We start from the raw sequence: 20,135 nt of genomic DNA, 5'->3' as shown, positions 1-20,135 counted from the left end.
CAGTGGATCATTTCCGCGATTAACGGGCAGAGCCCCTAAGGCAAGCCAGCGAGTGTGTTTTATAAAAGTCGGCTTAGAGCCCAAAGCGAGCAGCCGCTTAGTTCATTTTTTGCGCCTGTCGAGCAAGTGTGTTTAGGGACTCTTCCGCTTCATCCCAGTCTGGAAAAACCTCCAGCCCTAATAAAATTTCCATCTGCTTTAGCGCCTCTATAAGTTTCATCGTTCCGACATCACCACTATGAACTCTGCCGTAGAGTTTAAGGTTCAACATCGTTTTGCCACCTTCTTCTGCAATCTGCACAAAGAATGATTGTTTCGGTTTCAACTTATTCAAGACACTTTCAACGCAGGCAAAAAAGCGTTTCTCACTAACGAATTGCCAACTAAGCGACCAACTCGAGTGTCTATACTTACCGTCGAGTGTCGTCCCCACCGGTGTCACGCGTTGTTCGCCTACGTTAAACGAAACGTCGGGAGTCAAGTCTAAGGTTTTTGTGATTTCGTCGGCACTCAATTTCGGGTGACGAATTAGAAGCTCTACATCAAAATAATTTGCCACTGCGTTCAAACTTAAATGCCTTTTATTGCCCTTGGCAAGCTATGTGCATCGCCGGATGAGCTCAAGGTCCGCTTTTGTCCCGCAGACCGGACATTCGAACTCCCTGTTTCAATTGGCCACCGAAAACCTCTCCCGCCCGGCATCGCTGGGCAGCGCCCGTCCAGGGCTCCGCCCGTTTCAGCCTGAAAATGTCCTCGACAGTTTCCAAGACGGCTTCAACCCTCCCTCATAGGGAGGGCGCTTCGCACCCACCCCGAGGTCCGCACCCTCCCCTAAAACTCGCGACCAAATCAACACCCATACGAAAACGCGCTTTTAACGTCTGAATCTGCCCTCGACGGTTTCCAGATCGGCTTTCGCACCTTTAGACCACACACACCAAACCTTAACGTTTCCTACCGCGCGCACCGTTAAATCGCTCAATTACCCACGATCTGCCCGACGCAATGCAGACGCTTTGCATACGTTTCGCAGACCCTCAATTTCCTAGTAAACACAGGCATTAACCACGCCAATTTTGGCCCTGCAGGTTACTCGCCAAAACTCCAACCGTCCACCGCGTTAACCTCGCGCCTCGAAATACATCCGCACGCAGTCTTGCACCCGCCGGAAGCGATCCCCGCCTAGCTTCACCCCGCCGAACCAACGGGTGACCACCACGACCTCCCCCACGACCTCTTCGCGCTCCAGCATGCGCAGGATCACCATCCCCGCCCCGCTTTCGCCGTCGTCGTTCTTCACAGGTGTGCCGTCCGGCAAGATCACTGCCCATGTGTTATGCGTGGCCTTGGCGTATTTCTTGTTTCGGCACAGCGCCTTCACAAAGGCCGCCGCCTCCTGACGCGTCGTCGCAGCCCCGCCAGACACCGCGTATTTGGAGCCGCGATCCGTCAGGATGTTTTCAAGCTGGATCACGCCGCGCCCCCTAGGATCAACCGCCTTGACCCGCACAAAAACCGTTTCAAAACAAATCGATAATCAGGATGACCCAAGCAAGCCCCGCCGCAATCGCCGTAAGGGCCACCCCCGCGCTGGCGGCGTCTTTGGCATATTTGGCAAGGGGATCGCGCTCCATCCCGCTCCGGTCGACAGCCGCCTCAACGCCTGTGTTCAACCCCTCCGCCGCAAGCACGAGCACCCCCAAGGCCAGTATCAACGCCCGCCCCTCGCCGCTCAGCGGTAAGGCGAAAGCCAACGCGGCGGAGGCCACATTCAGGCAGGACCAAAAGCGGAAACTCGGCTCCGCGCCCCACATGGCCACGACGCCTTGCAAGGACCAACGGCAGCGATCCGAGAACCGCTGCCATTCACGTTTGACGAATGCCCTCAAAGTTGAGAGTTCACCTTGCGCACAGTTTCAATGCGGCTCGCGTTGGGCGGATGGGTCCCCAAGAACCGATCGCCCGGGTCAGGGATGCGCGTAAAGAACTGCGCCCCGCGCACAGGGTCATAGCCCGCCCGTTTGGCGATGACCGTGCCCAGCGCATCCGCCTCCAGCTCGTTGTTCTTCGAGTAAGCACGCGCCCCGACGGTGCCGCCCAACTGCTGGCCCGCGTTCACGTCCAACCCGACCGACGCCGCGATGATACCGCCGATGATGGCCCCGCCAATCGCGGTTTGTTGCTGCTTGGCAAGGTGCTTGGAGATGTGATGCGCCGCCTCATGGCCCATCACAAAAGCCACCTCGTCACGGTTGCGCGCATCAGCGATCAGCGCAATCGTGAAGCCCAAAATAGGACGACCGGACTTATCCAATGTCTGGAAGGCGTTCGGCGGCTGGTTGGTGCGCTCGTCAACGATGATCTTGAAGTCGCAGTTCAGGTCTGGCGCGCGGGCGCGGCATTCACGCTCCGCCACCGGCTCCACCTGCGCGACGACGGCCCTGAAGTTCGACACTGCGGTGCGCGAGGACACTTGTGGCGGCGATTGGGTCGCCTTCGGCTCTTGCGGTGCAGGTTGGGATGTTGGCGTGTCAGCGGTTTCGACCGTACACGCGCCCAAGGCTGCTGCCGCAATGAAAGATAGCATTAATCGCATAGATGAACCCTTCTTGATTTCCCCCGAATGTATCCTCCTCGCCACGCCGCGCCAAGCCCACAGATGAGCATTTGCAATTCCGCGCCCACCCACCCTACGGTGAGGCCACACGAATAGTCTTCGGAGGGCCCATGTTCACCATCGAGCACGAATTTGACGCCACGCTCATCACACTGATCGATGAGGGCGCCAGCTATTTGCAAGGCGACATATCGATCAACGCCTTCGATGACAGCGTCACGCTGGAGCAAGTCGACCCCCACACGGAGCGGGTACAGAAAGTGACATTCTCACTGCGCCAAATTCGCGACCTTACGGCGGCTTTGGATCTGCCCGAAGGCAGCTACCGCCTGAAAGGAAAACCATGACCAAGACCGGCTTCTTCTGGGACGAAAAGTGCTTTTGGCACGCCGGTGGTGACTTCGCGTTTACACTGCCACTGGGTGGATTGGTTCAGCCGTTGGCGTCTGGCGGACTGCCGGAAAACCCCGAAACCAAACGACGTTTGAAGAACCTGCTCGACGTCACGGGGCTCGTGCAAGACCTGCATTCTCGCTCCGCGACGCCTGTCTCATGGGGCGACCTTCTGCGTGTGCATCCAGAAGCTTTCCTCCGTAAATTCAAGGAAAAATCGGATACCGGCGGTGGCTCCATGGGGCTGCGCACGCCCTTCGCGCAGGGCGGATTTGAAATGGCGACCTTGTCAGCGGGACTGGCGAAGGACGCGTTGTTCTCGGTGCTACAGGGCGACATGCAGAACGCATACGCCCTGTCCCGCCCGCCCGGCCACCATTGCCTGCCGGACTTCCCCAACGGGTTCTGTCTACTTGCCAACATCGCCATCGCCGTGGAGGCCGCGCTGGAGCACCGCCTGACCGACCGTGTGGCTGTGCTGGATTGGGACGTGCACCACGGCAATGGTACCGAAGCTATATTCTATGATCGCGACGACGTGCTGACGATATCCATGCATCAAGAACGCAACTACCCGATGGATACCGGTGATGCAGAGGATCGCGGTGTCGGGGCGGGCGAAGGGTATAACCTGAACATCCCGCTGCCGCCCGGCGGTGGGCACCGTTTGTATCTGGAGGCGATGGAGCGATTGGTGCTTCCTGCCCTCAGCGACTTCCAACCCGACGTGATCATCGTCGCCTGTGGCTATGACGCAGCCGCAGTGGACCCGCTGTCGCGTATGATGGCAACGGCCGAGACATTTCGCGCGTTGACCGAAATGGCTATGGACGCAGCATCTGAGCTGTGTGGCGACCGATTGGTTCTGGTCCACGAGGGCGGCTATTCAGAGGTTTACGTCCCATTCTGCGGCCACCATGTGTTGCAACAGCTCTCCGGCAGCGCGATCACGGCTGAGGACCCGTTGGGGGAGACACTCGCCCTTCGCCAGCCATCCGATAGGCTGGTGCGGATGCACAGTGAGTTCATTACAGATCTGGAAGAGATGCTGCGTTAACGCGCGGGAAAATACGTCAACGATTTTGCGTGTTTGACGCTCTGGTTCATACTGTTGCGGCTGACGTTCAAGGCGTCGGCGCTCCTTTCGCGTAGCTTTATCCCATCGTAGGCGCAGCGCCTTAGCCGCCGTCGCCAACACATGAGAATTAAAGGGATAAAGTTATGAAACTCATCGCACTCTCCACAGTGGTTGCGCTCTCTGCCGCACCGGTATTGGCAGACACATCACCCGCCGAAAAATTCGGCATAAAGCACGCCGCCCAGAGCACATCAGCAGCAGCCCAGACAATCGCAGTTGGCAAGCTCAGCGGCGACGACATCGACGACCGCATCGAACTGGTGGCACCGGCACAAACCAGCCGCAACTCCCAAGGTCACCTGCAGTTGGCGAAAAGCATGGGCGTGTCCCCCGACGCCTACACGAACGCCCAGCTGGCGAAAATGTTCATCGGCGAATACGACTGATCCCTCGCCCCCAGCTCTACGCAAGTAGAGGAGGGTTCGTCCAAAGCCCCGGCTGATATGTATCAGTCGGGGCTTATTTGTTTCGGCACGAAGTCTAGGCGTGGCCCGCGCGAAACTCGCTTGGGGACACGCCCAGATGCCGCTTGAAGCTGCGCGACATATGCGCCTGGTCCGCGAAGCCACAGTCCGCCGCTATCTGAGCAAGTGCCAGCGTGCCTTTGCCCAGCAGTCGGCGCGCAACCTCTAGGCGGATCTTGTTGACAAAGCGCATGGGCGTTTCCCCAACCCGCGCCTTAAACTTGCGGGCGAAGGCCGCCTCACTCATTCCCAGTTCGGCGGCAAGCTGTGCGGGGTTCAGCTTTTGGTCAAGGTGGTCCTCGATGTAGCGAACAACTTGCGCGTATTGATCCGGCCCGAACCGTTGATCGAACGACATGTCGGACTGCTCCGCTTTGCCATAGCGCTTTACCAGCTGGACCAAGAACATCCGCGCCAAGGCGTCAAAGACAACGCCAGCGCCCAACTCCCCCGCGACCAGAGTTTCACGCATACGTTCGGCGCCGTTGCGCACCTCTGCATCACGAAAGAAAATCGTGTTCTCAAATCGGTGCCCTGTTGGGATAACTTTAAGTTCGGTTTGAACAAAGCGCCGCATCACATCGGGGTCAATGTGCAGCAAAATTACCTTGGTCGGATCGAGCCACTGCCACGCATTGAGCGATCCGGCCAAGGCAACTGCGATGTCGCCCCCTTTCATGGTGAACTGTTCAGACCTCCCGTCGCGCTGACCGATCACGCGGAGTGGTGTATCCTGCACGGGAATGATGAAGGTCGTGTACTCGCTGACCTGCGCGGGCAACGCGCCGGGGGCGTCCTCGCGGTACTCGAACCGCAATAGCCCGTCGGTGCTAGCATGCCTCAGCAGCGGCGGTAACAAGCTGTCATCGGTCGGGTCAAGCCGTGGTCGGTCGATAATATGGCCCATGCGTGTCTCCGCCCGAAACTAAACTGATTAGTTTAGATATGCGGGGACACGCAGGCGGTCAAGGCAGGCGAACCTCCCTAAGCACACTTCTGCTGGTAACAATTCTGTGACACGTCAACCGTCGCGGTCAACCGGCCCGCCCTGCGCTTCCCACGTAGAGAACCCCTCTTTCAGGTGCGCCGCGTCGAACCCCATGTCATTCAAAGTCGCAACGGTCAGCGCGGAGCGCCAGCCGGACGCGCAGTGGAACACGAACTTCTTGTCCTGCCCGAATATCTCTTTGAAATAGGGGCTGTCGGGGTCCACCCAGAATTCCGCCATACCACGCGGGCAATGAAAACTGCCCGGAACATAGCCGGAGCGCTGACGCTCTCTCACGTCGCGCAAATCGACAATCACCACATCATCATCGCCGACCATAGCAATCGCGTCCTTGGTCTCGACTTCCTCGATGCGCGCCCGCGCTTTGGCGACCATCTGCGCCGCTGATACTTTCAAACTCATGGCCTATCCTCCGACCGTCTATAGTGCCGCGACCAGTACCAATATGCTGATCACAATCAGCGCAATGCCCGCGATCTCTTTGGGCGTACTGCGCTCTTTGAAGATGAAGTAGGACGCCAGAAAGGTGAACACCAATTCCACCTGCCCGACCGCTTTCACATAGGCAGCATTTTGCAGCGCGAAGGCTATGAACCACCCGAAAGAACCGCACATAGACGTCACACCGACCAGCGATGATACCCGCCAAGATGCGACTACGCGCGCGATCTCACCCGTGTCGCGCCACGCCAGCCACGCGGCCATGATGATCGTTTGGTAGGCCGTGACCATCGCCAACGTCACCCCTGCGCGCACGATCACATCCGCACTGTCGATTTGCATCGCCGCACCGCGGTACCCGACCGCCGACACTGCGAACAACAAGCCGGAACTAAGCCCGAAGCCTGTCGCCTTGTTGAGGAACCGTGCGCCGCCCTGTGGCGGGTCTGACAGCAGCATGACACCCGCAAAGCCAACAACAATCGCAACCACTCCAAGCGACGACACCCCCTCGCCCAGCACCACCAGCCCAACCAGCGCCGTCAGCACGACCTCGGTTTTCTTGAAAACGATACCAACAGCGAAATTGCGCTCGGCGAATAGGGCCACCACGCAGGCCGTCGCCAAAATCTGGGCGATCCCACCGGATAGGGCGTAGGCCCAGAACGTGCCGCTTAACGCGGGAAAAGCCGCGCCTGACCACGACAGATAGCCCCAAACAGCAAGGGCAACCAACGGACTGGAAAACAAAAACCGCGAGAAGGTCGCGCCGCCCGTGGACAGCTTTGTTGCCTTCAGGTGTTTTTGCAACATGAACCGCAGGTTCTGCATGAAGGCCGCAAAGACCGAGACGTATATCCAAAGGGCCATGTGTCTCTCCAAGTGCGGCATGCGGTGTGGCCCATCTATACCGCGCAGGAGCTAGCGGTCCAGTCTCTCCTCCCCCACGCGCAAGTGCGGATGTGGCACGGGGTCTTTTACTGCAAGCAGATACCGCGCCATGATGCTGGCGTAAGAGCGGTACCAATACCCGCCGTTGCGCGCCAAGAACCGCGCCTTACGCCCTTGGTAGAGGCGCGGCAGATCATACCACGCGACCTGCGGATGCATGTGGTGAACGATGTGCAGGTTGTTGTTCAGGAACAGGAATGCCAACGGGCCGCTGTCCTCGATAATGACACTACGCCCGCCGTGACTTTCATGCGCACGGTGCTCCAGAAAGGTGCGTATCTTCAGCACCGACATCCCCACGTAAGCCGCGCTCAGATACGCCCAGACAGGCATTGACGACGCCACGACCAGCCACATAACCCCAACTGTGCTGACCGCATGCGCAGCCCAGCTACAGGCGACATTCGCATCCAGCAACCGGAAATCGCGGCGCATAAACGTCCATTGCCCTAGCAGCGGGCCAATCAACATCCGCCCCGCCAGCGTGTTATTGAACCGGTACACAGGTCGCAGCCAGCGCGGCACGCAACGCCACCGCGCGGTGGACAAGAAGTTGGTTTCTGGGTCGTCGTATGGGTCTGTCAGGTTAGCATCGCGATGATGGTTCAAATGCGTGTCGCGGAACCGCCCGTAGGGGACCAGCAGGTTCAGCGACGGTCGCACCATCAGCGCGTTGAGCCACTGCCACCGCGAAGGATGCCCGTGCAGCGCCTCATGCTGCAGCGACGCGTGCTGAACGATTGCGAGTGCAGTGATCAAAACAGCCAAGGGCAGCGACCACGTCGCCATCCAGAACACCGCGACACACCAGACCGCGTAGGTCGCCACCAACAAGACCAGCGTTGGCCATTCCACCGTGCGCTTAGTTGTCCGGTAGCGACCGCCAGTCAGACGGTCGTCCCGTTTTGTTTTCGTCGCAGTCCCCATCGGCTCGCCCCTCTTTTAAGACGTTGCTAACCCGCGATCGGGCAAGGCGGCCATTCTGTGAATAGTTCACATTTTTCTGCGATGATGATATAAATCACCACATGACATTTATTATCGACAAGCGGGACCGTGCGGAATTGTTCCGCGCCCGCGTCGCCCAAGCCATGGACGCCACCCAAATAAGCCAAAGCGCATTGGCGCGTGCCATAGGCGTGGACCGCTCCACCGTGTCGCAGCTTCTTAAATCGACGACCGCGCGACTGCCAAACGCACAAGTCGTCGGGGAATGCGCCCGCGTGCTGGGGGTATCCGCGGACTGGCTGCTGGGCCTAACTGACCGCCCAGAGCTTGCCGTGGACCTGATGGCCAGCGCGCTTAGCTTCACCGAAGCGCCGCGCGCTTTGGCGGACGAGCAAATCCATGCGTGGCACCGCGAGGCCGAGGGGTACAAAATCCGCCACGTACCCGCGAGCCTGCATGACATGCTAAAAACCCGTGACATGCTGGAATGGGAATACACGCCGCATCTGGGGCGCACGACCGCCCAAGCTGTCGGCGCCTCCAAGGACAACTTAAATTGGATGCGAAGCACCGGCTCCGACTATGAAATAGCGTTTCCTGTGCACGAGTTGAGCGCCATGGCGAAAGGCTGCGGCTACTACGACGGTCTACCAGTGAGCACGCGCCGCGCGCAGCTTGAACGGCTACGGCACCTGCACGACCAGCTTTATCCAACCTTACGCCTGCACATGTTCGATGCGCGCAAGCTGTACTCCGCCCCCGTGACCATATTCGGGCCCAAACTTGCGGTGATTTACTTGGGCCGCAATTACCTCGCCTTCCGCGACAAGGAACGCGTGCAAGCCATCACCCAGCATTTTGACGGGTTGGTCAGGGAGGCGCAGATATCGTCGCGTGATGTGCCTAAGTTGCTGGATACCTTGATCAACGATCTGACTTAGCGCACACCAACAGCCGCGCCCGCGCCTTCGGGCCTTGGTAGACTGGCGTGCGCAGCGGCGATCGCACTTAAAGTTTTGGCAATATCCGCAGATGGCTCCGCCGCGCGGCGGGTCTCCAGCGAGACATGGATCAACATATGCTCGCCCGTTGACAGCAATCTGTTGCCGTCGAACATACGGTGGAACAGGTGCATCTTTTTACCCTGTCCTTGAAGCACCTGCGTCTCGACACGGATACGCGTTCCGGCGTGGGTTTCGTCAAGGTGCCGGATGTGCGTCTCTGCAGTGAAGTAGCTGCCGCCAGACGCGATGTAGTCCGCATCACAACCGATCATTTCCATGAAGCGATCTGTTGCGTCACCGAAGGCCTGCAAATAGCGCGCCTCGTTCATGTGACCGTTGTAATCTGTCCAATCCAGCGGCACCGCGCGGTGCACCGTCACGATCGGCGCAGACGTGTCACCGAGCGCAGGTTTCGCGGGCTCCGAACGGTTCAGCACCGCGCCAGCGCCGTAATCCTGCGCTTTGAGCGCCCGCAGCATGGCGACAAGGTTGGTATCGCGGATGCGTTCCAACTCGCGGATAGAGTGCATGCCGGATTGTGCGTCGGACTGGCTGGCGATCGTATCGACCAACTCGTCCGTCAGTTCTGGCACGTCCATCAGCTTGGTCCAAGGCCACGACAAGCATGGGCCGAATTGCTCGATGAAATGCTTCATCCCCGCCTCACCGCCCGCAATGCGGTAGGTCTCGAACAACCCCATTTGCGCCCACCGTAGGCCAAACCCCATGCGAATGGCTTCGTCGATTTCTTCGGTGGTGGCGATACCGTCTTTGATAAGCCAGAGCGCCTCGCGCCAGACGGCTTCCAAAAAGCGGTCCGCGATATGAGCGTCGATTTCCTTGCGCACATGAAGGGGAAAACACCCGATGGAGGTCAGGACGTCCTTGGCCCTTTGCACAAACGACGCGTCGTTCGCGGGGCTGGGAACCAGCTCAATTAGCGGCAACAGGTAGACAGGGTTGAATGGATGGGTCACCACGATCTGTTCGGGGCGCAGCGCCCCTTCTTGTAGCTCCGACGGCTTAAAGCCGGAGGTCGATGACCCGATGATCGCATCCATACGGCACGCGGCCTGTACGTCCGCGAAGACTTTATGCTTGATCTCCAGCCGCTCTGGCACGCTTTCCTGTATCCAGTCGGCGGGGCCAACGGCCTCGGCTAGGTCGTCGTGAAAACTCAGAGCGCCCTCCTCCGGCATCGCGCTGTCGGACAGTCCGGGTAGCGAGCGCCGCGCGTTGGTCAGCACCTCGTTAATCTTGCGTTCAGCCTCTGGGTCAGGGTCAAACACGCGCACGTCCCACCCCATAAGCAGGAACCGCGCGGCCCAGCCGCCCCCTATGACGCCACAGCCAAGAATTGCTGCTGTTTTCGTCATGGCGACACCTTTCTAAGTTTCGTCAAATCGTAGCCGTTGAAGGCAAGGATTTCCCGCGCGGCATTCAGGCGGTCAGAGCGCAGGGTTTTGGTGCGATTGATGATCATGCCAAAGCGACCGGAGGGCGTACCGAGCGCCGCCGTGCGGTGGTCTTCGTCAACCCAGATCACCCAAATCGGGTCACCTGCTTCTGGCACCAACCTGCCAAACTGGCCAACGGACAAGAGCGGCCAAACGGCCCCTTCTGCATCCTGCGCCAAAGGCGATATTGCGGCTTGGGGAATGTAGCGGTAGCCGCCCGCCTCGGCGCGGAACGTGATGCGGCTGATTGCGACCTCTCGCGGGGTTTGCTCGAAGCTTTCGATGACTGTCCAGTCGCCTGCAAAGCGTTTGGCATCAAACCGCGTGGAGGATGTGATCGCTACATTCGTGTCACGAAACCCGTCTGGCACAAAGACGGGCTGCGGTGCGCAGGCCGCGAGCACAAGCAGGCCCAAGGTGGTTAACCAACGTCTCACCCGCGCGGCGCCCGCTTTACCAATCCTAACTTCTCGCGCACGGCATCTGGCCCGATGACTTTCGCGCCGAGGCGTTCGGTGATCTCAACCGCGCGCGCAACCAATGCTTCATTCGTGGCCAGCACGCCGCGATCCAGCATCAGATTGTCCTCTAGCCCGACGCGCACGTTTCCGCCCGCCAAGACGCTCGCCGCGACGTAGGGCATCTGGTTGCGCCCCAACCCGAAGGCGGAAAACGTCCAGTCGTCCGGCACATTGTTCACCATCGCCATAAACGTGTTCAGATCATCCGGCGCGCCCCATGGGACGCCCATGCAAAGCTGCACCAAGGCGGGGCTGTCCAGCACCCCGTCTTTGACCAACTGCTTCGCGTACCAAAGATGGCCAGTATCGAACGCCTCGATCTCGGGCTTCACGCCCAGCTCGGTCATCATAGTGCCCATAGCTGTCAACATGCCGGGCGTGTTGGTCATGACGTAATCGGCCTCGGCGAAGTTCATCGTTCCACAGTCCAGCGTACAAATCTCTGGCAGACATTCGGCGACATGCGCCACACGTTCTTCTGCCCCGATCATATCCGTGCCCGCAGCCACTGGAAAAGGGGACGCGGTGGAGCCAAATACGATATCGCCCCCCATCCCCGCCGTCAGGTTCAAAACCACATCGACTTCGGCATCGCGAATACGGTCGGTCACGTCACGGTAATGCCTCAGATCCCGCGACGGTGCGCCGCTTTCGGGGTCGCGCACGTGGCAATGCACCACCGCGGCACCCGCCTTGGCGGCGGCAATGGCACTATCTGCGATCTGCTTCGGGGAACGCGGTACATGCGGGCTCTTGTCTTGCGTAGCACCCGAGCCCGTTACGGCACAGGTGATAAACACCTCGCGGTTCATTTCCAGTGGCATATCGGCCCTCCCTTTTTTTGCGCAGGGGGCCAGTTTTATCCCCCCCGCGCAACCCCGAATTTTTCCGGTCGGTCAGGTACGGTCACAGACCCGTTTAATAGGGCATCGGATTTGCTTTGTGGGCGGCCGTTATGTCATCCAGAACGTCCTGCCCCAGCACCAAGTCCTTGCCCGCGATAATATGGTTCAGCTGGTCCATATTGGTCGCGCCAAAGATCGGGATCACTGAAAACGGGCGCTGGCAGCACCACGCCAGCGACATGTGCACGGGGTCCAAGCCATGCTTTTCGGCGATATCCAGATAGACCTGCGCAACGGGCAGCACGCGGTCCGATGCACGCCCGCCCATCTGGTCATTGATCGACATGCGCGAGTCTTCGGGCACCTTACCGCCCTGATATTTGCCGGTCAGATACCCGACCGCCAGAGGCGAGAACGCCAGCAGCGACATGTCTTCGTTGTGCGACAGCTCCGCCAGATCCGTATCGAACAGGCGGCACATCAAGGAATACTCGTTCTGGATGGTTTCCATACGTGGCGCGTCCATGCGCTGCGCGATTTGCAGCCACATCATCGTGCCCCACGCGCTCTCGTTGCTAAGGCCGACATGGCGGATTTTACCCTCCGCGACCAAAGATTTCAGCGCCCCCAACACATCTTCCATGTGGGCGACGGTCGCGGCGCGGTCCTGCTTGGAGGGATCGTAATCCCAATTCTGACGGAACATGTAGCTGCCGCGATTGGGCCAATGGAGTTGGTACAGGTCAATCACATCGGTCTGGAGACGGCGGAGCGAGCCCTCGACCGCCTCGCGAATAGTCTTGGATGAGATTTCGTCCCCGTCACGGATGTAGTTGCCCGCGCCTGCGACCTTGCTCGCCAACACCACGTCGTCACGGCGCCCTGTCTTGGCCAGCCAGTTGCCAATGATCTGCTCGGTAGAGCCCGCGCTTTCCTTGCTCATCGGATTCACGGGGTAGGCTTCAGCGGTGTCGATGAAGTTGATGCCCGCGTCCAAGCTGGCCTCTATTTGTTTGTGCGCGTCCTCTTCGGAGGTCTGCGTGCCCCATGTCATCGAGCCCAAACAAAGCTGGGATACCATCAGGTCAGTGCGGCCGAGGCGTACGTTTTTCATATCAAAACTCTCTGTCAAATTGTGCGGCTGTTGCGGCGGACCCTACCCGCCTCCCAAGCCGTGGCAACCGCAAACTGCCCACGCATCTGTGATCGAAGTTTGACCCTTGCGCGCGGCGGATCAGTATAAGCTTGGCTATGAACGGAGAACACCCAATGCCCCATCTGACCCGCCGCGCCTTCGCTGCCGGACTTGTCGTATTGCCATACGCGCGGGGTGCAACGGCCGCATCTGTCCCCTACAACTTGCAGGCGGAGCGGTCGACGGTCGGGTTTGTGTACCGCCTGTCCGGCCAGCCCGCCAAAGGCACCATGCCGATCAAGCGCGCGACCGTCTCCATTGACGTCAACGCGTTGCAACGGTCCTCCCTTGACGTTGAAGTCGATGTGCGTCGCGCCAAAACCGGCCTGATATTTGCAACGGAGGCCCTAAAAGCCGCCAGCGTGTTGGATGCGAAACGCCACCCGACAATCCGTTTCACATCCACCGCCGTTAGGCTGAACGGCAATGGCAACCTGTCGGACGGCGCAGAGATCGACGGGATGCTGACCATCAAGAGTACGAAAGCCCCGATCACACTACGGGCGGCATTGTTCCGGCAAGCGGGCACTGAAGCGGGCGATCTTCGGCAGCTAAGCTTTAGAGTGAACGGTAGCGTAAGCCGCGCGGCCTTTGGCGCCAGCGGCTACGCCGATCTTGTCGAGGACGCGATTGATCTCGACATCATCGCCCGCGTCATTCGCGCCTAGATGTCTTTCGGGTCCACCAGTGTCAACACACTCTGGTTCAACTCGCGCAACGGACGGATATAGCAGGTGACGACGGCCCAGCCGCGCTCCATATCCGTCAGGAACGAGGTGAAAGAATGCGGCGATGCCGTTGGCATATTGCGTACTTTTTGCGCCATCGCCTGATGGCTTTCGTCGTCATTCCAGCCGCGGTTCGACGTGGCCCCGATCCGGCCCAACGCCAGAAAATCCGCCCCCGGTCCTTTCGAGCGGGGCAAAAGGTGGTCAACGTCCTGTCCGTCCGACGTGCGCGGCATAACCGCGTCAAATGCCGCGCGGTAACTGGTATAGGCAGGGTTCACATAGACCGTCGCCCACTTCTTGCGCACCAGCACGAACGCATTCGAAATACCGCGCCCGCCGATTTTATAGATGGAGACCTCGGGTAACTTCATATCCGCGCTGTCTATCGCCGGAGCGGGCCACAAAACGCCCTGTTGGCGCATCATCGCGCCGTATTGCCTTGCTGTGATCATGATCGACCTCATTGAAAATTCATTAAATAATAGTCGCAGTATTCCGCAAACCTTCTCAGTAATCCAGACTTATTGCCCCTAAGCGACAGGGATATGACGCAAAGCCTCTTGCGGATCAGCCCCAAGAAGGCGAGCGTGAGCCAACACAAAAGGCTGACCCATGCGGCTCATGATTTCCTTCGCGGCCCTCTTCTTGTCGGTCGTCCTGTTGCAGCTGTCGTCAGGCGGCGTCGGCCCGCTGGATGCGCTGTCCGGCCTGACGTTGGATTTTACCAAGGGGGAAGTCGGCCTGCTGGGCTCCGCCCATTTCTTCGGTTTCTTCATCGGCTGTTGGTGGGCACCGCGCGCTATGGGCTCGGTCGGCCACTCGCGTGCGTTCGCAGCCTTCGCAGCAACGGGCGCAATCGGGTTACTCGCACATATGCTGATCGTCGATCCCTATGCATGGGCGCTGATGCGGATCGCCTCCGGATTATGTGTGGCGGGATGTTACACAGTGATTGAGGCGTGGCTTCACTCCAAAGTCACCAACGAGACCCGTGGCCGTGCCATGGGCACCTACCGGTCGGTTGATATGGGGGCGTCTTTGCTGGCCCAACTCATGATCGGGGTGCTGGAGCCCGCGTCCTACGTGTCCTACAACCTGCTGGCGTTGCTGTGCTGCGCGTCGATCCTGCCGCTCACTTTGACCACGGCACGTGCACCGGAAACACCATCCGCCCCGCGCTTACGCCCTATGCTTGCCATCACGCGGTCGCCCTTGGCGGTCGCAGGCGTCATGGTCGCAGGCCTGAACAGCGCGGCCTTCCGCATGGTGGGGCCTATATACGGCCAGGAGGTCGGCCTGCGCCCTGACCAGATCGGTATCTTTCTCGCGGCCTTCGTTGCGGGCGGTGCGCTGGCACAGGTGCCTTCCGGCTGGCTCGCCGACAAATACGACAGGCGATGGGTGCTGATCTGGCTGTCTGTGGCTGCGATTATCTCGAGCGGCTTCACCGTGCTATCCGCCACTGGCGGCACGACGCTGGTAATGCTGGGCGCCGCCGTCTTCGGATTTACAACCTTCCCGATATTCTCCGTCGCGTCGGCCCACGCGCATGACTTCGCGACCTCGGATGAGCGGGTGGAGCTGTCAGCCGCGTTGATGTTCTTTTACGCCGTTGGTGCGATCGCATCGCCCCTTGGCGCGTCCAAACTGATGGAAGCTTTCGGGCCGATGGCCCTGTTTGTCCTGATGGGTTTGGCACACGCGGTACTGGTCATCTTCGGCCTAAACCGGATGCGCGCCCGCGCCACGCCAAAAAAACGCACGCCCTACGTTTACGCGCCGCGCACGTCCTTCACCATCGGCAGGCTCCTAAGGCGCCACCGCGACCGAAAATAGCGCGCAACTTGTGGGGGTTTGGCGAATTCCAGCACTGGCAGGACAGGCTGGCTTCGGCTAAACCAGCACAACACCGGCCAAGGACGACAACATGACCCGCATCCTCATTACCTCCGCTATTCCATATATCAACGGGATCAAGCATCTCGGGAACCTCGTGGGTTCCCAATTACCCGCCGACCTATACGCCCGCTTCCAACGCGCGCGCGGGGCGGAGGTCATGTTTATCTGCGCCACGGACGAGCACGGCACACCGGCCGAACTTGCGGCCGCCAAGTCGGGCAAGCCGGTCGATGAATTCTGCGCCGAAATGCACGACGTCCAAGCCGACATTGCGAAACGCTTCGGGTTGTCCTTTGACCATTTCGGGCGATCCTCCAGCGCGCAAAACCGCACGCTGACGCAACATTTCGCAGGTCGCCTGAACGCAGAAGGCTATATAGAAGAAGTGTCCGAGAAGCAGGTCTATTCCAACGCCGACGGTCGCTTCCTACCGGACCGCTACATTGAGGGCACCTGCCCCAACTGCGGCTATGACAAGGCACGCGGCGACCAATGCGAAAACTGCACGAAGCAGCTGGACCCGACCGATCTGATCGACCCGCGCTCCGCCGTGTCAGGCTCCACCGATCTGGAGGTCCGCGAGACCAAACACCTCTACTTGCGCCAGTCCAAATTGAAGGACGCGCTGGACACATGGATCAACTCCAAAACCGACTGGCCCGTGCTGACCACGTCCATTGCCAAGAAGTGGCTACACGACGGCGACGGGCTGCGGGACCGTGGGATTACCCGCGATTTGGACTGGGGCGTTCCGGTTAAGGATGGCGACAACGAGTGGCCGGGGATGGAAGGCAAAGTTTTCTACGTCTGGTTCGACGCACCAATCGAGTACATCGCGGCAACGAAGGAATGGGCCGACGCACGCGGACTGGACGACAGCGCGTGGGAAAGCTGGTGGCGCACCGACAAGGGCGCGGATGACGTGAAGTACGTCCAGTTCATGGGCAAGGACAACGTGCCGTTTCACACGTTGAGCTTCCCCGCCACCATCATGGGCTCCGGCGAGCCGTGGAAGCTGGTCGACTACATCAAATCCTTCAACTACCTCAACTACGACGGCGGGCAGTTCTCCACATCGCAAGGGCGCGGCGTGTTCATGGACCAAGCCCTCGACATTCTGCCTGCGGACTACTGGCGCTGGTGGCTTCTAAGCCATGCGCCGGAAAGCTCCGACTCTGAATTCACCTGGGACAACTTCCAGACCGCGGTGAACAAGGATCTGGCCGACGTGCTGGGCAACTTCGTGTCCCGCGTGACGAAGTTCTGTAATTCCAAGTTCTCCGCCGCTGTGCCGGATGGCGGCACCTACGGCGCGCGTGAAGAGGCGTTGATTGCAGACCTCACAAGCAAAATTCGCGCCTACGAGGGGCACATGGACGCGATGGACGTGCGCAAATCTGCGGCAGAGTTGCGCGCGATCTGGGTCGCGGGTAACGAATACCTGCAAGACGTCGCCCCATGGTCAACCTTCAAAGAAGACCCCGCGCAAGCTGCCGCCCAAATCCGTTTGGCGCTGAACCTGATCCGCGTTTACGCGGTCTTGTCCGCGCCGTTTATCCCCACGGCGTCTGCACAGATGTTGTCCGGCATGAACACGATGGACATGAGCTGGCCCGACGACGTCGAGGCCGCCCTTGCTGTATTGCCCGTAGGCCACGCGTTTACGGTGCCAGAGGTTTTGTTCGCCAAGATCACCGATGACCAGCGCGACGAATGGGCAGAAAAGTTCTCGGGCGTTCGCGACTAGGCCTCAAAGCCACGCGAGCGTCGCAGCCGTCAACACAAGGTAGCGGCCGAATTTTGCGGCCGTGACGAGAACCAGGAACGGGCCGATCGGCTCACGCAGGACACCTGCGACCACTGTCAGCGGGTCCCCCAAGATCGGCAACCAACTTGCCAAGCAGCGACCAGCGTCCGTAGCGACGGTACCACCCTTCGGCGCGCGCGAGCTGTGAACTCGAAACGGGGAACCAAGGCTTATGCTGGAAGCGGAGAAGATAGCGGCCCAGCCCCCAGTTGATGACGGCACCGAGGACGTTGCCCGTGGTCGCCACGGCCAGCAATGCTAAGACCGAGTAACGGTCTAGCGTCAGCAAGCCCACCAAAACCGCCTCTGACTGAAGCGGTAGGATCGTCGCTGCGATCAGCGCAGATGCGAACAGACCAAAGTAGGCAATCACCTATCGCGTGCCCGCGCAGCCATAACCGGAACAAGCACACTGAGCACCAATAAGCGACCGACATGGCACGCGGCAACAAATCCTGGGTTCGCGCCCAGAACGGCCCCCATCACGATCATCGTCTCAAGGCCGCCTGGAGCGAAGGCCACCAAGACATGTGTCAGCGGCATGTCCAAGAACATCGCCACTGGCACGGAAAACGCGAGCGACAGCGCGGCTGTAAGGATCGTGATAACCACCCCGCCCCCCGCATAGCGAAACAACAGCGCAGGGCTGATCCCGCCAAATCGCGACCCGATAAGCGTGCCCATCAAAACCAAGCAGGCCATGGTGATCTTCGGCTCCAACACCCCGGGGGACAAATCTGTCAGGTGCCCAATCGACGACACCAGCATGGCCCCGATCAACAGCGGCGCAGGAACCTTTAGCCTGTTCAAGATGACGCCCGCGATCAGCGACAACACCACCAAAACCGCAATGTAGCCCACGCCCAAAACGTCCCCCTGCGGGCGGAGGCCTTCGGACAAATCAACGCCCATCAAGGCCGCTATAGCGGGGACCGTTAGCGTCAAAAGCAACACGCGGATAGATTGCCCGACGGTGACCCGCGCCAAATCAACGCGGTATGCTTCGCCCAATGCGATTACGAAACTCAGATGGCCCGGCGCGGATGCTAGAACCGCGCTCCGCGCGTCGAAGCCAAAGGCCCGCACCAGCACGGCGCGGCAAAGGATCATGGCCAGTACTAGCATGACTGCCAGCGCCACGAAGGCGAGTGGCCACCGCAACATGGCGGCTGCGGCTTCGGCGTTGACCCCCGCGCCGATACCGATGCCGATAAACAAAAACGCTATATCGCGGAGCAACGGCGCGATCTCCAGCTTCAGCCCGAAAAGTGACGCGAGCGAGACAATCACCGCTGGCCCTGTGAGCATGTACAGCGGTAGGTTCACTAAATAGCCAAGCGCGGCGCCGATGGCGCCAACCAGAAGTGCCAGAACTGAGATGCCAAAGGCCGGTAATGTGGGGAGTGCAAACATGCGCCACCGCTAGCATCCCTCTGAGCGGATGTGGAGAGGCACACGTACCTCTGCAACATGAAAGTGATAGGTTCCGGACCAACGCGCCCGCCCTTAAGGGTTGACCCCAGGAGGCCGACAGGCCTCAATTGGACATGCGCATTGTTTTTCTACTTGCCCTTGCCTTACCTGTCGCGGCTACTGCGGCCTGCCCACCGCCGCCCGAACGGTCTCCGCGGCACATAGAACTGATGGCCGCCGTCGCAGCGGCCCCAGACGAGATGACCGCGCGCCAGCACACAAACGAGTTATGGGGCATTTGGGCCAAAGCTCCGGATGGCACCGCCCAACAGATATTGGATCGCGGCATGACGCGGCGGGCCTCTTATGACTTTGTCGGGGCGCTCGCAGACTTCGACAAGCTGATCGCCTACTGCCCCGATTATGCAGAGGGCTACAACCAGCGGGCCTTCGTCAACTTCATCCGCGAGGACTATGAAGCCGCCCTGCTCGACCTAAACCGCGCCCTAGCCCTGACGCCGGACCACATCGGCGCAATTGTGGGCAGGGCTTTGGCATTGATAGAGCTGGGTCAGCATCGCGCAGGGCAGATCGCGCTGCGCAAAGCGTTGCTGCTCAACCCGTGGCTGCCCGAACGCAACCGCATCACCGCGCTGCCGGACCGTGAAGAAAACGACACACAGACTGACCTTTGATCTTTAAGCCCCTGCGCCACCTCGCTATGATCCACGCACCCCTCGTGCCCGCGTGGTGGAATGGTAGACACATGGGACTTAAAATCCCTGGACCTAACGGTCGTGCCGGTTCAAGTCCGGCCGCGGGTACCACTCTTTCCCAGACATCAAGATATCCATAAAAAAACGCGCCCCGAGTGGGACGCGTTTCAAAATTCGGGTCGTGGCCAGCTTTAAGCAGCTTCAGCTTGGCTCCGACGTTCGCTTTCCTCGCGCGACAGCGCGACGGAGGTGCGCACACCATTCCCGACGAAAGCCATCAGTCCGGTCACAACGCGTTCGTTCGGGTCGATGCCAGCACAGCTAAGCACCTCGCGACCATCGCGTGAACGCGCCCAGCGAGCGATCTGCTCAGGACCGTTCCCATATTTTTTATCATCCGCAATCGCATCATCGAGCGCGGCAAGAACGACCGCAGCAAACAGTTTGCGTGCGCGTTGTCCTTGTTCAAAGTTGAAAGCATTGCCATCAACGAAATCAGCAGCCATTTCGTTTCCTTTTTTTTGCTCTTGTATCTTTGGGCGTGAAGACGGTTGTGACAGAAACATTCCGATTCGTCATTGCATTT

The 20,135-nt window shown here is 59.7% G+C and carries 24 protein-coding genes and 1 tRNA gene; 9 read left to right on the top strand and 16 right to left on the bottom strand.

All coding sequences use genetic code 11. The features are described 5' to 3' along the window. Positions 1–97: 97 nt before the first annotated feature. The 4 genes from BLW66_RS01195 to BLW66_RS01180 all read right to left on the bottom strand — a co-directional run bounded on the left by BLW66_RS01195 (position 98) and on the right by BLW66_RS01180 (position 2,596). Positions 98–559 carry a DUF4279 domain-containing protein gene (locus tag BLW66_RS01195; RefSeq protein ID WP_244508550.1) on the bottom strand — a complete coding sequence of 154 codons (462 nt, stop codon included), beginning with the start codon at positions 557–559 and terminating at the stop codon, positions 98–100. Between the two features lie 561 nt (positions 560–1,120). Beyond that, the gene (locus BLW66_RS01190) at positions 1,121–1,474 is read right to left on the bottom strand and encodes a YigZ family protein (RefSeq protein WP_089943754.1); all 354 of its coding nucleotides are present in this window, start codon (positions 1,472–1,474) and stop codon (positions 1,121–1,123) included. Between the two features lie 46 nt (positions 1,475–1,520). After that, entirely contained in the window at positions 1,521–1,889 is a 369-nt protein-coding gene (locus BLW66_RS01185; RefSeq protein WP_244508522.1) for a diacylglycerol kinase, read from the bottom strand. Beyond that, a complete protein-coding gene (locus BLW66_RS01180) occupies positions 1,886–2,596 on the bottom strand; it encodes a M48 family metallopeptidase (RefSeq protein WP_089943748.1) in 711 nt (236 codons plus the stop codon). The genes BLW66_RS01185 and BLW66_RS01180 overlap by 4 nt, the downstream gene beginning before the upstream one ends. A gap of 131 nt (positions 2,597–2,727) precedes the next feature. Here BLW66_RS01180 and BLW66_RS01175 point away from each other — a divergent pair, with 131 nt between their 5' ends. From BLW66_RS01175 to BLW66_RS01165, 3 genes are all read left to right on the top strand, one after another. Continuing rightward, positions 2,728–2,964 carry a hypothetical protein gene (locus tag BLW66_RS01175; protein WP_089943745.1) on the top strand — a complete coding sequence of 79 codons (237 nt, stop codon included), beginning with the start codon at positions 2,728–2,730 and terminating at the stop codon, positions 2,962–2,964. Further along, a complete protein-coding gene (locus BLW66_RS01170; protein ID WP_089943742.1) occupies positions 2,961–4,067 on the top strand; it encodes a class II histone deacetylase in 1,107 nt (368 codons plus the stop codon). The genes BLW66_RS01175 and BLW66_RS01170 overlap by 4 nt, the downstream gene beginning before the upstream one ends. Positions 4,068–4,231: 164 nt before the next feature. After that, positions 4,232–4,534, top strand: a complete 303-nt coding sequence (locus tag BLW66_RS01165; protein WP_089943739.1) for a hypothetical protein — start codon at positions 4,232–4,234, stop codon at positions 4,532–4,534. Positions 4,535–4,628: 94 nt separating this feature from the next. On the opposite strand, the gene BLW66_RS01160 is transcribed toward BLW66_RS01165, so the two are convergent. From BLW66_RS01160 to BLW66_RS01145, 4 genes are all read right to left on the bottom strand, one after another. After that, complete coding sequence (locus tag BLW66_RS01160; RefSeq protein ID WP_089943736.1) at positions 4,629–5,519, bottom strand: helix-turn-helix domain-containing protein; 891 nt, start codon at positions 5,517–5,519, stop codon at positions 4,629–4,631. A 114-nt stretch (positions 5,520–5,633) separates the two neighbouring features. Beyond that, entirely contained in the window at positions 5,634–6,023 is a 390-nt protein-coding gene (locus BLW66_RS01155; protein WP_089943733.1) for a rhodanese-like domain-containing protein, read from the bottom strand. An 18-nt stretch (positions 6,024–6,041) separates the two neighbouring features. Continuing rightward, entirely contained in the window at positions 6,042–6,932 is an 891-nt protein-coding gene (locus BLW66_RS01150) for a DMT family transporter (RefSeq protein ID WP_089943730.1), read from the bottom strand. Positions 6,933–6,983: 51 nt separating this feature from the next. Continuing rightward, positions 6,984–7,940, bottom strand: coding sequence for a fatty acid desaturase (locus tag BLW66_RS01145; RefSeq protein ID WP_089943727.1), 957 nt, complete (start codon positions 7,938–7,940; stop codon positions 6,984–6,986). A 101-nt stretch (positions 7,941–8,041) separates the two neighbouring features. Between BLW66_RS01145 and BLW66_RS01140 the strand changes: the two genes are divergently transcribed. After that, positions 8,042–8,902: a helix-turn-helix domain-containing protein gene (locus BLW66_RS01140; protein ID WP_089943723.1), complete on the top strand. Its 861-nt coding sequence runs from the start codon at positions 8,042–8,044 to the stop codon at positions 8,900–8,902. Here the strand turns inward: BLW66_RS01140 and BLW66_RS01135 are convergent. The 4 genes from BLW66_RS01135 to BLW66_RS01120 form a co-directional block, all read right to left on the bottom strand. After that, positions 8,899–10,341 (bottom strand): carnitine 3-dehydrogenase, encoded by a 1,443-nt coding sequence (locus BLW66_RS01135; RefSeq protein WP_089943720.1) that lies wholly within the window; start codon positions 10,339–10,341, stop codon positions 8,899–8,901. The two genes, BLW66_RS01140 and BLW66_RS01135, sit on opposite strands and share 4 nt — an antisense overlap. Then, the gene (locus tag BLW66_RS01130) at positions 10,338–10,859 is read right to left on the bottom strand and encodes a lipocalin family protein (protein ID WP_170833362.1); all 522 of its coding nucleotides are present in this window, start codon (positions 10,857–10,859) and stop codon (positions 10,338–10,340) included. Before BLW66_RS01130 ends, BLW66_RS01135 begins: the two co-directional genes overlap by 4 nt. Continuing rightward, entirely contained in the window at positions 10,856–11,767 is a 912-nt protein-coding gene (gene bcoG, locus BLW66_RS01125) for a 3-dehydrocarnitine:acetyl-CoA trimethylamine transferase BcoG (RefSeq protein ID WP_089943712.1), read from the bottom strand. The genes BLW66_RS01130 and bcoG overlap by 4 nt, the downstream gene beginning before the upstream one ends. A gap of 94 nt (positions 11,768–11,861) precedes the next feature. Next, positions 11,862–12,902: an aldo/keto reductase gene (locus BLW66_RS01120; protein ID WP_089943709.1), complete on the bottom strand. Its 1,041-nt coding sequence runs from the start codon at positions 12,900–12,902 to the stop codon at positions 11,862–11,864. A gap of 155 nt (positions 12,903–13,057) precedes the next feature. Between BLW66_RS01120 and BLW66_RS01115 the strand changes: the two genes are divergently transcribed. Beyond that, positions 13,058–13,651 (top strand): YceI family protein, encoded by a 594-nt coding sequence (locus tag BLW66_RS01115; RefSeq protein WP_089943706.1) that lies wholly within the window; start codon positions 13,058–13,060, stop codon positions 13,649–13,651. Here the strand turns inward: BLW66_RS01115 and BLW66_RS01110 are convergent. After that, positions 13,648–14,166 carry a hypothetical protein gene (locus tag BLW66_RS01110; RefSeq protein ID WP_089943702.1) on the bottom strand — a complete coding sequence of 173 codons (519 nt, stop codon included), beginning with the start codon at positions 14,164–14,166 and terminating at the stop codon, positions 13,648–13,650. The genes BLW66_RS01115 and BLW66_RS01110 overlap by 4 nt on opposite strands. Positions 14,167–14,326: 160 nt before the next feature. Between BLW66_RS01110 and BLW66_RS01105 the strand changes: the two genes are divergently transcribed. Together BLW66_RS01105 and metG are read left to right on the top strand one after the other, a co-directional pair. Next, entirely contained in the window at positions 14,327–15,550 is a 1,224-nt protein-coding gene (locus tag BLW66_RS01105) for an MFS transporter (protein ID WP_089943700.1), read from the top strand. A 91-nt stretch (positions 15,551–15,641) separates the two neighbouring features. After that, positions 15,642–17,360: a methionine--tRNA ligase gene (gene metG / locus BLW66_RS01100; protein ID WP_089943697.1), complete on the top strand. Its 1,719-nt coding sequence runs from the start codon at positions 15,642–15,644 to the stop codon at positions 17,358–17,360. A 91-nt stretch (positions 17,361–17,451) separates the two neighbouring features. Here metG and BLW66_RS01095 read toward each other — a convergent pair whose 3' ends face one another. Next, entirely contained in the window at positions 17,452–17,793 is a 342-nt protein-coding gene (locus tag BLW66_RS01095) for a YqaA family protein (RefSeq protein WP_342027807.1), read from the bottom strand. Further along, the gene (locus BLW66_RS01090) at positions 17,790–18,833 is read right to left on the bottom strand and encodes an AbrB family transcriptional regulator (RefSeq protein WP_089943692.1); all 1,044 of its coding nucleotides are present in this window, start codon (positions 18,831–18,833) and stop codon (positions 17,790–17,792) included. Before BLW66_RS01090 ends, BLW66_RS01095 begins: the two co-directional genes overlap by 4 nt. Positions 18,834–18,967: 134 nt before the next feature. On the opposite strand from BLW66_RS01090, the gene BLW66_RS01085 reads away from it, so the two are divergent. Further along, positions 18,968–19,528, top strand: coding sequence for a tetratricopeptide repeat protein (locus BLW66_RS01085; protein WP_089943689.1), 561 nt, complete (start codon positions 18,968–18,970; stop codon positions 19,526–19,528). A gap of 46 nt (positions 19,529–19,574) precedes the next feature. Continuing rightward, positions 19,575–19,660: transfer RNA gene (locus BLW66_RS01080), tRNA-Leu, on the top strand. Positions 19,661–19,740: 80 nt separating this feature from the next. Here BLW66_RS01080 and BLW66_RS01075 read toward each other — a convergent pair. Further along, the gene (locus BLW66_RS01075; protein WP_089943686.1) at positions 19,741–20,055 is read right to left on the bottom strand and encodes a DUF6280 family protein; all 315 of its coding nucleotides are present in this window, start codon (positions 20,053–20,055) and stop codon (positions 19,741–19,743) included. Positions 20,056–20,135: the final 80 nt, after the last annotated feature.

It is taken from the genome of Litoreibacter albidus, assembly GCF_900107015.1.
In the GTDB taxonomy this organism is placed as follows: Bacteria; Pseudomonadota; Alphaproteobacteria; order Rhodobacterales; family Rhodobacteraceae; genus Litoreibacter; species Litoreibacter albidus.
Note: the sequence above shows the minus strand (reverse complement) of the source record. Positions and strands in the feature narration are given on the sequence as shown.